The 12,174-nt window shown below is 69.5% G+C and carries 14 protein-coding genes; 6 read left to right on the top strand and 8 right to left on the bottom strand.

All coding sequences use genetic code 11. The annotated features are described in order from the left end of the window. Positions 1 to 31: 31 nt before the first annotated feature. Complete coding sequence (locus FGD71_RS02200; protein WP_119098651.1) at positions 32 to 1,330, bottom strand: geranylgeranyl reductase family protein; 1,299 nt, start codon at positions 1,328 to 1,330, stop codon at positions 32 to 34. A 98-nt stretch (positions 1,331 to 1,428) separates the two neighbouring features. Between FGD71_RS02200 and FGD71_RS02195 the strand changes: the two genes are divergently transcribed. Further along, positions 1,429 to 1,935 carry a GNAT family N-acetyltransferase gene (locus tag FGD71_RS02195; RefSeq protein WP_119098650.1) on the top strand — a complete coding sequence of 169 codons (507 nt, stop codon included), beginning with the start codon at positions 1,429 to 1,431 and terminating at the stop codon, positions 1,933 to 1,935. Positions 1,936 to 2,002: 67 nt separating this feature from the next. Further along, the gene (locus tag FGD71_RS02190; RefSeq protein ID WP_119098649.1) at positions 2,003 to 2,341 is read left to right on the top strand and encodes a PASTA domain-containing protein; all 339 of its coding nucleotides are present in this window, start codon (positions 2,003 to 2,005) and stop codon (positions 2,339 to 2,341) included. A gap of 81 nt (positions 2,342 to 2,422) precedes the next feature. Here FGD71_RS02190 and FGD71_RS02185 read toward each other — a convergent pair whose 3' ends face one another. The 5 genes from FGD71_RS02185 to FGD71_RS02165 all read right to left on the bottom strand — a co-directional run bounded on the left by FGD71_RS02185 (position 2,423) and on the right by FGD71_RS02165 (position 7,367). Then, positions 2,423 to 3,118 carry a demethylmenaquinone methyltransferase gene (locus FGD71_RS02185; RefSeq protein ID WP_119098648.1) on the bottom strand — a complete coding sequence of 232 codons (696 nt, stop codon included), beginning with the start codon at positions 3,116 to 3,118 and terminating at the stop codon, positions 2,423 to 2,425. Positions 3,119 to 3,228: 110 nt separating this feature from the next. Continuing rightward, on the bottom strand, positions 3,229 to 4,554 hold the full coding sequence (locus FGD71_RS02180) for an ABC transporter permease (protein ID WP_119098647.1): 1,326 nt from the start codon (positions 4,552 to 4,554) through the stop codon (positions 3,229 to 3,231). Further along, entirely contained in the window at positions 4,551 to 5,360 is an 810-nt protein-coding gene (locus tag FGD71_RS02175; RefSeq protein ID WP_119098646.1) for an ABC transporter ATP-binding protein, read from the bottom strand. The genes FGD71_RS02180 and FGD71_RS02175 overlap by 4 nt, the downstream gene beginning before the upstream one ends. Beyond that, the gene (locus FGD71_RS02170) at positions 5,357 to 6,892 is read right to left on the bottom strand and encodes an efflux RND transporter periplasmic adaptor subunit (protein WP_240436346.1); all 1,536 of its coding nucleotides are present in this window, start codon (positions 6,890 to 6,892) and stop codon (positions 5,357 to 5,359) included. The genes FGD71_RS02175 and FGD71_RS02170 overlap by 4 nt, the downstream gene beginning before the upstream one ends. After that, entirely contained in the window at positions 6,879 to 7,367 is a 489-nt protein-coding gene (locus tag FGD71_RS02165) for a hypothetical protein (RefSeq protein ID WP_119098645.1), read from the bottom strand. Before FGD71_RS02165 ends, FGD71_RS02170 begins: the two co-directional genes overlap by 14 nt. Positions 7,368 to 7,557: 190 nt before the next feature. Between FGD71_RS02165 and FGD71_RS02160 the strand changes: the two genes are divergently transcribed. The 4 genes from FGD71_RS02160 (at position 7,558) to FGD71_RS02145 (ending at position 10,895) form a co-directional block, all read left to right on the top strand. After that, positions 7,558 to 8,013 (top strand): hypothetical protein, encoded by a 456-nt coding sequence (locus FGD71_RS02160; RefSeq protein WP_119098644.1) that lies wholly within the window; start codon positions 7,558 to 7,560, stop codon positions 8,011 to 8,013. Between the two features lie 61 nt (positions 8,014 to 8,074). Next, positions 8,075 to 9,064 (top strand): hypothetical protein, encoded by a 990-nt coding sequence (locus FGD71_RS02155; protein WP_119098643.1) that lies wholly within the window; start codon positions 8,075 to 8,077, stop codon positions 9,062 to 9,064. A 49-nt stretch (positions 9,065 to 9,113) separates the two neighbouring features. Next, positions 9,114 to 9,626, top strand: a complete 513-nt coding sequence (locus FGD71_RS02150; RefSeq protein WP_219925780.1) for a LuxR C-terminal-related transcriptional regulator — start codon at positions 9,114 to 9,116, stop codon at positions 9,624 to 9,626. Positions 9,627 to 9,833: 207 nt separating this feature from the next. Then, complete coding sequence (locus FGD71_RS02145; protein WP_119098641.1) at positions 9,834 to 10,895, top strand: chitinase; 1,062 nt, start codon at positions 9,834 to 9,836, stop codon at positions 10,893 to 10,895. Between the two features lie 35 nt (positions 10,896 to 10,930). Here the strand turns inward: FGD71_RS02145 and FGD71_RS02140 are convergent, their stop codons facing one another. Both FGD71_RS02140 and FGD71_RS02135 read right to left on the bottom strand, forming a co-directional pair. After that, positions 10,931 to 11,383, bottom strand: coding sequence for a hypothetical protein (locus FGD71_RS02140; protein WP_119098640.1), 453 nt, complete (start codon positions 11,381 to 11,383; stop codon positions 10,931 to 10,933). A gap of 17 nt (positions 11,384 to 11,400) precedes the next feature. After that, on the bottom strand, positions 11,401 to 12,174 hold a 774-nt coding region (locus FGD71_RS02135; RefSeq protein ID WP_338120029.1), incomplete at its 5' end, for a radical SAM protein.

Here is a 12,174-nt window from a genome sequence, read left to right as displayed (position 1 = left end):
CGACTGTCCCGAGTGCCCCAGGAGTTACGCGTTACGCCTTCGGGGCCACCTTGCTCAGCCCGTTGATGATGCGGTCCATCGCGTCGCCGCCCGTGGGGTCGGTGAGGTTCGCGAGCATCTTCAGCGTGAACTTCATCAGCAGCGGATGGGTGAGGCCGCGCTGGGTGGCGATCTTCATGACCTGCGGGTTGCCGATGAGCTTCACGAAGGCGCGGCCGAGCGTGTAGTAGCCGCCGTAGGTGTCCTTGAGGACCTTCGGATAGCGCCGGAGCGCGAGTTCGCGCTGGGCGGGGGTCGCGCGGGCATGGGCCTGGACGATGACGTCCGCGGCGATCTGGCCGGACTCCATGGCGTACGCGATGCCCTCGCCGTTGAAGGGGTTCACCATGCCGCCCGCGTCGCCGACGAGCAGCAGGCCCTTCGTGTAGTGGGGCTGGCGGTTGAAGGCCATGGGGAGGGCGGCACCGCGGATCGGGATCGTCATGTTCTCCGGGGTGTAGCCCCAGTCCTCGGGCATCGAGGCGCACCAGGCCTTGAGGACCTCACGCCAGTCCAGCTCCTTGAAGGAGGCGGAGGTGTTCAGCACGCCCAGGCCCACATTGCTCGTACCGTCGCCCATGCCGAAGATCCAGCCGTAGCCGGGCAGCAGCCGGTCCTCACCCGGACCGCGCCGGTCCCACAGCTCCAGCCAGGACTCCAGGTAGTCGTCCTCGTGGCGCGGGGACGTGAAGTACGTACGCACCGCGACGCCCATCGGCCGGTCCTCCCGGCGGTGCAGGCCCATGGCCAGGGACAGCCGGGTCGAGTTGCCGTCGGCCGCGACCACCAGCGGCGCGTGGAAGGTGACGTCGCGCTTCTCCCCGGTGTCACCGAGCTTCGCGCGCACGCCCGTGATGCGGCCCGTACGGTCGTCGACGATCGGCGCGCCCACATTGCAGCGCTCGTACAGCCGCGCGCCCGCCTTCTGCGCCTGGTGTGCCAGCTGCTCGTCGAAGTCGTCCCGCTTCCGTACGAGTCCGTAGTCGGGGTAGGAGGCGAGATCCGGCCAGTCCAGCTGGAGGCGGACACCGCCGCCGATGATGCGCAGGCCCTTGTTCCGCAGCCAGCCCGCCTCCTCCGAGATGTCGATGCCCATCGACACGAGCTGTTTCGTCGCGCGGGGCGTCAGCCCGTCGCCGCAGACCTTCTCGCGTGGGAACGCGGTCTTCTCCAGCAGCAGGACGTCCAGTCCCGCCTTCGCCAGGTAGTACGCGGTGGTCGAACCGGCTGGCCCGGCGCCGACGACGATCACATCGGCGGTGTTTTCTGAGAGGGGCTGGGGTTCGGTCACGGCGGGGTCTCCCCAAGACTCGAAATCAACGTGCCGACGGGCACTGGACATGGGCAGTCTATTCAGCGGTACTGATCAACCTGCTGAAGGGCTGCCTCATGAACCGACCTCTCCCCGTGGTTCGGCTGCGCGTCCCCACCGACGAGGACGCCTTCGCCTGGCACCGGGTCTTCGACGACCCGGACGTGATGGAGTTCCACGGCGGGAAGTCGGCCGAGCTGTCCGTCTACGAGGAGATGACCGCGCGCCAGCGCCGGCACGACGCCGAACTCGGCTTCTGCTTCTGGACGATGCTCGACGAGGCGGGCGAGGTCATCGGCTTCACGGGTGCCCAGCCGTGGCCGCACGCCTGGGGCCCTGAGGGCGAGATCGAGATCGGCTGGCGGCTCGGGCGGGCGTACTGGGGCAAGGGCTATGTGACGGCGGCCGCGCGCACCACGCTCGACCGGGTGCGCGCGACTGGCGTACGCAGCGTCGTGGCGATGGTCAACTCCCAAAACGAACGATCCATCGCGGTGACCAGAAGGCTGGGCATGACGCTCGCCGAGAGGTTCACCTCGCCGCGATCGTCCGCGACGGGGCACTGTTACCGCCTCGACCTCTGACGCGGGCGACGGCTTCCCCGGCGTACCGGCAGGGCTTACCCTGCCGGTACCGCTGGGGGTGACGTCTGTGCGCCTAACACCCAAGACGCCCGATGTGCGCGTGCCGAGGCTGGTCGGTCTGATGGCCGTGGACGCGCGCGAGACAGCCGAGACGCGCGGGATCCTGCTCGCCGCGCCCGACCGGCCAGACTTCCATCTGACCGTCGTCGACTACGTCGTACGCCAGTACCCGCTGCCCGGCACGGAAGTGCCGCACGGGGCGGTCGTCACCGTGTGGTTCGACCTCGGCGAGGGAGAGGGCGGTGGGGGCGCGGGGGTGCGCGAGCCCCGGCTGCCGCTTCCGCCGTCGGGCGGCCTGTACCGCGAACTCGACGAGCCGCGCGACCCGTTCGAGGTCCTCAGGTGAGCTGAGTTGCCACCTGTCCGGCGTGGCCCGGTCTCGTTCAGGTGAAGGGGCGTGGAGGGGCGTGGAGGGGCCTGAAAGAGGTCAGCTGCGCTTGAAGCCCCGGTGCAGCGTCACGATCCCGCCCGTGAGGTTCCGCCAGGCGACCTTCGACCAGCCCGCCTTGCGCAGGCGTTCGGCCAGCGCGGGCTGGTCGGGCCAGGCGCGGATGGACTCGGCGAGGTAGACGTACGCGTCGGGGTTGGACGAGACGGCGCGCGCGACCGGCGGGAGCGCGCGCATCAGGTACTCCGTGTAGACAGTCCGGAAGGGCGCCCAGGTCGGGTGCGAGAACTCGCAGATCACGACGCGGCCACCCGGCTTGGTCACCCGGTACAGCTCACCCAGCGCGGCGTCCGTGTCCTGCACGTTCCGCAGGCCGAAGGAGATCGTCACCGCGTCGAAGGTGTCGTCCTTGAAGGGGAGCTTCGTCGCGTCGCCCGCCGTCAGCGGCAGCCAGGGGTGGCGCTTCTTGCCGACCTGGAGCATCCCGAGGGAGAAGTCGCACGGCACGACGTACGCTCCCGTCCGCGCGAAGGGGAGCGAGGACGTCGCCGTTCCCGCCGCCAGGTCCAGGACCTTCTGCGCGGGCCGCGCGTCGACCGCCTTCGCGACCTCCTTGCGCCACAGCCGGGCCTGACCGAGTGACAGCACGTCATTCGTCAGGTCGTACCGTTCCGCCACGTCGTCGAACATCGAGGCGACTTCGTGCGGCTGCTTGTCCAGGGAGGCGCGGGTCACGGTCCCATTGTGGCAGGAGAGAGCAGAGCCGAGGCGTCCGGCCCGCGCGTCCCGGATCGCCGTTCCGGCCCTTGCCCCGTCAGCCCGCTTCAGCCCGCTTCAGCGCCGCGTCAGCGCCGCAATGCCTCCACCGGCTGGATGCCCGAGGCCCGCCACGCCGGATAGAGCCCCGCCAGAACACCGGTGACCAGACCGATCACCGGGGCTGCCGCGACGGTGCCCGGATGGACCACCGGTGTCCAGTCCCGGGCGACGGCGACGCATACGACGGTGACGGTGCCCAGCGACGTGCCGACCAGTCCGCCGAGCGCCCCGAGAGCCCCCGACTCCGCGAGGAACTGCGCGGAGACGTGCCGCCGCCGGGCTCCCAGCGCCCGCCTCAGCCCGATCTCCGCCGTCCGTTCCAGCACCGCCACCAGGGTGGTGTTGGCGATCCCGACCGCACCGATCGCGAGGCAGATGCCCGCGAGCAGCAGGAACAGCTGGTCCAGATCGCCGGTGACCCGGCTGCGCAGCGTCCGGGGGTCGGGCGGAGGAACAGCCTTGACGTACTCGGGGTGATCGGGCCTGAGCGCCGTGGGTGCCTCATGGGCGATCTGCCGGGCCGCCCCGAGATCGGTGGCGATCAGCATGCTCGCTGCACCGGCCTCGGGCTCGCCCCAGATCCGTTCCGCGGTGGTGCGCGGAACGACGACGGACATCAACAGGTCGGCCTTGCGTTCGGTGTCGGCGATGATGCCGGTGACGGTGAACGGCTGGTCACCTATGAACACGGCGGGCCGTGTCTCGAGCGTCGTGATGCCGAGTCGGGCGGCGGCACCTTCGCCGATGACCGCGACCGGCTGCGCGGTGCGCGTCGCGTAGTCGTCGTAGATCCTGCCCTGGGCGAGGGTGGGGACGGCCGCTTCCAGGACGCCGGGGGACGCCGCGGTCACGTCGACGGGCTCGCCGACGCCGCCGCCCCCCACCGGGGCGGAGCGCACCACGGTGCCGGGTTCCAGACGCACCGGCCAGTACACGCCCGCGTGCCGTACCCCGTTGAGCCGTTCGATCCGCTGGTCCGCGTCCCCGGGGAAGGCCGGGTCGGCGAACTCGTTCTGTTCCCGCGCGATGTCCTGGAGCGTCACTTCGGTCGCCGTGAGCGCGTTGAAGCGGGCGTCGATCTGCGAGGACGTGGTGGCGGTCAGACCGAGTACCGCGACGAAGGTGCCGACGCCCAGCACCGTGCCGAGCGCGGTGAGCGCGGACCGGGCGGGCCGCTGGAGCATGCCTGCCAGAGCTTCGGAGAGCAGGTCGCGGGGGTGCAGACGGGAGGGCGAGACCTTGGGGGCCTTGGGGACGTTGGGGGCCTTGGGGGCCTTGGGGGCCTTGGGGACGTTGGGGGCCTTGGGGACGTGGGCAGCCTTGGGGACGTTGGCTGAGCGGCGGCGTCTCATGGCGCCGCCTGCCTGACCGGACCCGCCTGTCCGACCGGCCCTGTCCGCTCGACCGGCCCGGTCCTCTCTACCGGCCCGGTCCTCTCTACCGGCCCGGTCCTCTCTACCGGCCCGGTCCTCTCTACCGGCCCGGTCCTCTCGGTCAGCACGCCGTCCCGGATCGCCACCGTGCGGCGTCCGCAGGCGGCCACCTCCGGATCGTGGGTGATCACCACGATCGTCATGCCGTCGTCGTTCAGCTCGCGGAGCAGCCGCAGCACGGTCGCGGCGTTGCCGGTGTCCAGGTTCCCGGTGGGTTCGTCGCACAGCAGCAGAGCCGGGCGGGCGACGAGCGCCCTCGCGATGGCGACGCGCTGCCGTTCACCGCCGGACAGACGGGTGGGCGGTGCGTCGACACGGTGGCCGAGGCCGACCCGGATCAGCGCCTCGCGGGCCCGCCGATCGCGTTCGGCGCGAGGGACGCCGTTGTAGACCAGGGCCAGCAGGACGTTCTCCCGTGCGGAACGGTGCGGCAGCAAGTGGAACGACTGGAACACGAAGCCGATCCGCCGGCCGCGCAGGGCTGTGCGTTCCTTCTCCCGGAGCGTGCCGGTGTCGATGCCGTCGAGGAGGTACGTCCCCGCCGTCGGGGCGTCCAGCAGGCCCGCGATGTTCAGAAAGGTGGACTTGCCGGACCCGGACGGGCCGGTCACGGAGACGAAGTCGCCCTGTTCCACGGTGAGTTCGCACGGCTTGAGCGCTTCCACGGGCGGCGGTCCCGGATAGGTCAGCGCCACGCCGCGGAACTCGATCACAGGCGCCGTCACCCGTCACCGCCCGCATCCGACGCCCCGCCCCGGATGCCCGTCACGACTCGGTCGCCCTTGGACAGGGAACCACCCTTGACCGGGGTCACGGCGACGAATCCGTCCCCGGAGGTGCCAGGGCGTACTTCGACCCGGCGCTGCGTGCCCGACCTGGCCCGCACGGTCACGCTGGTCCTGCCGTCGGCGCCGGAGGAGAGGGCGGTCACCGGTACGACCAGCGCCTTTCCGTCGGTGGCGGCCGCCGCGACGGTGACCCGGACGTCCTCGCCGGTGAGCCGGGCGTCCAGCGCCTTGGTGGGGACGATCTCCATCAGGTAGCCCTGCGCTTCGCCGCCCTCGCTCTCGGCGTCGCCCTCACCGCCGCCCTCTCCGCCCGCCCCGCTCCCGGTTTCGTTCCGGCCGGTGTCGAGGGATGTGGCGACGGACTCCACTCTGCCTCGCGCGGTGACCCCGCTGAGCTCCGAGAGGATCACGGCCGACTGGCCGCGGCGTACGAGCCCCTTCTGGTGCTCCATCACATGCGCCCGCACCATCAGTCTTCCTGCCGTGAGCGTCATGACGGTGCCTTCCACGACCGAGCCGACCGTGCTCTGCACGGAGCTCGCCCGGGCCGGGAAGCCGCGCAGGTAGACGACTTCGCCCGCGGGCAGCATGGGCCCGGAGGCCGCGCGAATGTCCGCGTATTCCTGACGGGCCTTGGCAAGGTCCTCGCGAGCCCGCGTGACGTCCCTCGCCGACCCCGACCCCGCCCCCTTCGCCGACCCGTTCGTCGACCCCTTCGTCGATCCCTTGTCGGCGCCGTCCTGGACGTCCTCCAGGGCCCGCCGCGCTCCCGACACCGCCTCCTCCGCCGCCTTCAGCGCCTCGCCGCCGTCGTCCATGGCGGGCAGCGGGTCGTAGCCGATGGAGGCGTAGAACGCGCCGAGTGCGGCGGTCGTACCCGCCCCGAAGGTCCCCGACGGGTCGCTTCCGGTGCCGTGTCCGAGCGACCGCAGCGCCTTCTGGAGCTGTGCCACGTCCTTGCCGGTGGAGCCCGGCTTCAGGTCCCGGTAGACGGGGAGCGTTCCCGGCAGGGCGAACACCGGTCGGCCCGACACCTCCATCAGCAGCTTTCCGGGGCTCAGCCGCTGCCCCTCCCGCACGGCGATCCTCGTCACCACGGCCCGTCCGGCCGTCTCGCCGGCCGCCGGCTGCGGTGCGACCTCCACACTCTGGCCCGCCGTCACCTTGCCCCGGACGATCACGGACGACTCCAGAACCCGGAAGTCGACCGGGGCCGTCAGCACATCGGGCTCCGGCGCCCCCGCGTCCGCCGCCGCCTGCGCCGGCGACTTCACGAACGCGGTGGCTCCGACACCTGCTCCGGCGAGCAGCACCGCGGCGAGTGCGATCAGTACGACGCCCCGGCGACGCCCGGTCAGCCCGGTCCGAGGCGCGCGGGGGCCGGCCGGGGGTGAGTCGGCCACCAGCTCCGCTTCGACCGGCTGCACCAGTTCAACTTCGACCGGCTGCACCGGCTCAGCCTCCCGCACGGCCCCCGCTGTCCTTCCCGGGCTCGCACTTCTTCCGCGCGGCGAGATAATCCGGATCCTGTTGCTCTATCGCCTGGGTGAGTTCCTTGCTCGGCTTGGGCTCGCCCGTTTTGGGGTCGGGATCGGGATAGGCCGGAAACCCGTTCTCGCGTACGCAGGCGGCGAATCTCCGCTCGCTCGCGAGAATCTCCTTGCCGACGGCCGCGGGCCCGTCCGGGAGCAGATCCGCGCACGCCCGCTCGGCCTTGGTGGAAACCGTCGCGTCGTACTTGTCCTTGTCGACTCTCAACTGCCCGTCGTCACGGTCCTCCAGTGCCACACCGTGGTCCTTCAGGCAGGAGTAGTAAGCCTTCTGCTCACCGTTCATGAGCGACGAGGCCGAATCCTTCTTCTCCTCGCCGGAGCCGCATCCGGAGAGAAAAGCCACGAGGGCCAAGGCTGCCACGCCGGAGCGCAACGGGACGGCAGTGGACATGTGGGGCTCCAGATCACGCACGGTGGGATACGGCCGAAAAATATGGCGTCGAACACGTGCACGTCTACTGTCCCGAAGAACAGTAGACCCTCCCCAACTCCCCTTGATCTACTCACATTTGTCGATCTGGCCATGTTCTGGCCGACATTGACGCGCATCTTTCCAGCCACCTGCGAAGAAGGACGTGAACGTGAACACGCACGCGCGCAAGATCCGCACCGCAGACCGCATGGCCCACCGCACCACACGTCGCATCGCCGCTCTCGCCGTCACCGCCGCCGCCTTCGGCGGTTTCACGCTCGCGGCAACCGGTTCGGCCGCGGCCGCCCCGACCCCGCAGAACGGCACTCTGGAGAATTCCGAGTTCGGCCTCTACTACAACTCGGGCCGTGTGGGCTGCGTCCACGACATGATGTACGACGACAAGACCTTCGCCAACAACAACTTCAAGGGCAGCAGCTGCAACGGCCGCGGCGAGGTCGTCAACGACAACACGGCGTCCTACCGGAACCGTTCGCTGCTCGACTACCAGGTGTGGACCGACAAGGACTTCGACGGAGCGAAGGGTGTCATTCCCTCCGGATACGCTGGAGACGCCTCCAACACTTTCAAGAACGAGATCTCCTCGGCCCGTTTCGGTGACTGACCGACCCGACACCGGCCGCACACAGTAAAGGCCGCCCGCACCAAGGTCTGAAGGATTCAACTTGCCCGCTCCGCACGGCCACCGCCGGACCGGTCCTCCGCTCCTCCTGCTCACCGCCCTCGCCATCACCCTGAGCGGTTGCACCGGCTCCGGCCCCGGCGGCTCCGACGACTTTGGCCCGGAGCCGACCGTGGCATCGACTCCCGCCAAACTCCGTACCCAGGGACTCAAGTTCCCCCTGGACGCCTACGAGCGCTCCACCACGGAACAGCGCGTACTCACCCGCGCCCAGCAGATGCTCACCAACCGGTGCATGGCCCGCTACGGCTTCGCCTTCCAGGCACCCGCCACCGCCGTCACGCCGGGCGACTCCACCGACGACGCCCGCCGCTACGGGGTGTCCGACCCCGAAACCGCCGCCGCGTACGGATACGCGAGGCCGAACAAGCCGGGCAGTACCCGGACTCCTCCCCGGCAGCCCGAACTGAGCAGCACCGGCAAGCTGGTTCTGTACGGGGCCTCCGACGACGGAAAGCCGCAGGACCTGCCGGCCAGCCAGCAGGAGGCAGAGGCCGTCCGGAAGAAGGGGAAAGGCACCACCAAGGTCGGGGGCGAGGCGATTCCCGTCGGCGGCTGTATCCGCGAGTCCTTCCTGAAGCTGTACGCCCCGACCCGGGACAGTGTCGACGTGCTGTTCGTCTTCCAGCTCATCAGCGAGGCGCAGTCGAGGTCCCGCGAGGACTCGCGCGTCCGCCGGGTGTTCAAGCGGTGGTCGTCCTGTATGAAGGAAAGCGGCTATTCGGTGTCGAACCCGGCCGGGGTCGCCAGTCAGCTCGGGCTGCGGGACGACGAGTTGTCGTCGCCCAGGGCCATCACGGCCGCCAAGGCCGATGTCGCCTGCAAGGAGAAGGTCAACCTGGTAGGCGTGACCTTCGCGGTGGAATCCGCCTATCAGCGGCAACTCATCAACAAGAACGCCGAAACTCTGCAATTGGTGAAGAAACAGGACGAAGATCGACTTCGTTTCGCGGCGAGCCTCACCGCCGCGTAGAACCCGGGCTATGCTGGGCGGCTCAACTGGCTGAAACCGGGGGGTTCATATGCCAGATCTCTTGGAACCAAATCCGCCTCTGGAACAACGCCCGGATGCCGAAGTAATGAGCCGGGCGGCGCGACGTATCCCTGGACTGACCGACCAGGAGAGCGTGGTCTTCGCACTTCTGCACAGCGCGCCATCCACCCTGGACATCTCCAGGGAACTGAATATCTCCGAGCGGACCGCAAAATTCCACATCTCCAATATGCGGACCAAACTCGGCGGAATCTCACGCCTCCAGCTCTGCCTGCTGTCGGCACTCAGCCGCCTCGGCCAGCTCGACCGTCTCGGCCAGGCGGACAGGCTCGGGCAGACTGACAGGCTCGGGCAGGCGGACAGGATCGGGCAGGCTGAGCAGCTCAACCATCCTGACAGGCTCGGCCCGGCCGGAAAGCGCAGCCATCCGGACGCTCTCAGCCATCCGGACAAGATCCGCCGGACTGCTCCGCCCGACGGCGTCGCCGCCGAGAACGCGCACCGGCGTGCCGGCTTACGAGGCAACTCCCGACAGCGGTGACCAGGCAACTCCCGTAACCACCACCCGGATCCCGGACCGCCCGGCCACGGTCCGGGATCCGGCTCGCGTCTCGGCAGGATAAGGCACAGGCGCCGTATGCCGGCGCCTGTGCCTTCCCTGAGAGATCCCGCGTTGATTTCGTGAAGCTCGACCTCTTGTGAGACCTTGCCCGTCCCAGACGCAAGTCACGAGAGCGGTGCATGTGCCATGAGGAGTCTCCTGAAACCAGCTGCCGGGCTTGTCTTGGCAACAGCCCTGACCTGCACCGGGTGCTCCTCGGACGCGCCACCCCCGCAGTCGGCCCCCTCGGCTCCGAGGACCACCGACTCCCCCACGCAGACGCCGTCACAGTCGCCATCGCCTTCACAGTCTCCGCCGGAGACGCCCTTACCGGGCCCCGCGTACGCCCCGTATGTCAGCGCCACCGCGGCCTCGGACACCGAATCGGCGGGCTCCCCGTCGGCGTACAACCTGGCTTTCGTGATCGCGGGCCGCGGCGGCTGCACGCCGACGTGGGGCGACAGGGCCATCGACGACTCGTCGGTGAAGTCCAGGATCTCGGCGCTGGCGTCGTCCGGCAGCAACATGCGGGTCTCCTTCGGCGGAGCCTCCGGCAAGGAGCTCGCCACGACCTGCGACAACGCCCCCAAGCTGGCCAAGGCCTACGCGACCGCGCTCGACGCCGCCGGCGCGAAGGAGGCCGACTTCGACATCGAGGCCGCCGCGTTGTCCGACTCCAAGTCGGTCGCCGTGCGCTCCAAGGCCATCGCCCTGCTCCAGAAGGAGCGCCCCGAGGTCCGGGTGTCCTTCACGCTGCCCGTGATGCCGCACGGCCTCAACGCCAAAAGCCTGGCCGTGTTGAAGTCCGCCAACGACAACGGTGTACAGGTCTCCACGGTCAACATCATGACGATGAACTACGGCAGTTCGTTCGACGATGACATGGGCACCTACGCCATCGCCGCGGCCAAGGCGACCCACAAGCAGATGAAGGGCGTCTTCGACCTCTCGTCCGAGGCTGCCTGGAAGGGCCTCGCGCTCACCTCGATGATCGGCGTCAACGACGTCGACAACGAGACGTTCACGCTGTCCGACGCGGCCCAGGTCCGTTCGTTCGCCGAGGAGAAGGGCGTCGCGTGGGTGTCGATGTGGGCGGCGGCCCGCGACAAGGCGTGTGCGCGCGGCAAGTCGTCGGCGAAGGGCCCGCGGACCGACTGCAGTGGGATCAAGCAGAGTTCGGGCGCGTTCGCGGAAGCCTTCTCGGGCTGACCACGGGCTGACCACGGCTGGCCACGGGCTGCGGCCTATCGCCGCCTGTGCACCAGGCGGCCTGCGCAGACCGTAGCGATGCACGTGCCGTCCTCGTCGAACACGGCGAGGTCGGCGCGGCCCGCTTCCCGGATGGCGGGCGGCGCGGCGTCCGGAAGCACGACGACGTCCGTACGCTCGGCCGCGGCCCGGAGTTGGGGCGTATCGGCGTACTTCTCCAGCACCGCCACCGCGCCCAGCTTCAACACCGCGTGAATGCGTTCACGCGGTGTCGGTGCCTCCGGGATCGGCCCCGTGTGGATCAGGGCGGGTCCGAGCACTCCGGGCCACCGACGCACCCGTGCGTCGGGAAACCGTTCCCGGATCTCCGCGAACGTCCCGACGGCCCCCACCCGGTTGTCCCGTCCCACGACGACCGCACCGTCCTTGATCGGCCCTCCGCGGTCCCAGCCGACGCGTACCTCGGCGGCTGCGTGAATCGTCTCCAACTCGCCCTCTTACCGCCTCAGTTGGAAGCGAGCAGCTTCAGCTCGGGGTGGGCGGTCCCGCCCTCGATCGCCGTCGACGAGATGTGCGACTGGACCCGCTCGTCGACGGGGTCGTTCGCCGGGTCGTCGTGCACGACGATGTGCTCGTACGTGGTGGTGCGCTGGGCCGGGACACGGCCGGCCTTACGGATCAGGTCGATGATCTCCATGCGGTTGGAGCGGTGCTTGGCACCGGCCGAGGAGACGACGTTCTCCTCCAGCATGATCGAACCGAGGTCGTCGGCTCCGTAGTGCAGCGAGAGCTGGCCGACCTCCTTGCCGGTGGTGAGCCAGGAGCCCTGGATGTGGGCGATGTTGTCCATGAACAGCCGCGCGATGGCGATCATCCGCAGGTACTCGAAGAGCGTGGCCTGCGTACGGCCCTTGAGGTGGTTGTTCTCCGGCTGGTACGTGTACGGGATGAAGGCCCGGAAGCCACCCGTCCGGTCCTGCACGTCACGGATCATCCGCAGGTGCTCGATGCGCTCGGCGTTCGTCTCGCCCGTGCCCATGAGCATCGTGGCCGTGGACTCCACACCGAGGCGGTGCGCGGCCTCCATGATCTCCAGCCAGCGCTCACCGCTCTCCTTCAGCGGGGCGATCGCCTTGCGCGCACGCTCGGGCAGCAGCTCGGCGCCCGCGCCGGCGAAAGAGTCGAGCCCGGCGGCATGGATCCGCTGGATCGCCTCCTCGACCGACACCTTCGAGATCCGGGCCATGTGCTCGACCTCGGACGCGCCCAGGGAGTGGAT

It is taken from the genome of Streptomyces sporangiiformans, from assembly GCF_005768555.2.
Taxonomy (GTDB): domain Bacteria; phylum Actinomycetota; class Actinomycetes; order Streptomycetales; family Streptomycetaceae; genus Streptomyces; species Streptomyces sporangiiformans.
This window is presented reverse-complemented; position numbering and strand designations above follow the sequence as displayed.

What these genes read in the sequence shown, in the direction of transcription:
- FGD71_RS02195 (WP_119098650.1), top strand. Translation starts at nt 1,429, where the DNA reads ATGAACCGACCTCTCCCCGTGGTTCGGCTGCGCGTCCCCACCGACGAG.
- FGD71_RS02180 (WP_119098647.1), bottom strand. Translation starts at nt 4,554, where the DNA reads ATGAGACGCCGCCGCTCAGCCAACGTCCCCAAGGCTGCCCACGTCCCC.
- FGD71_RS02165 (WP_119098645.1), bottom strand. Translation starts at nt 7,367, where the DNA reads ATGTCCACTGCCGTCCCGTTGCGCTCCGGCGTGGCAGCCTTGGCCCTC.
- FGD71_RS02150 (WP_219925780.1), top strand. Translation starts at nt 9,114, where the DNA reads ATGCCAGATCTCTTGGAACCAAATCCGCCTCTGGAACAACGCCCGGAT.
- FGD71_RS02145 (WP_119098641.1), top strand. Translation starts at nt 9,834, where the DNA reads ATGAGGAGTCTCCTGAAACCAGCTGCCGGGCTTGTCTTGGCAACAGCC.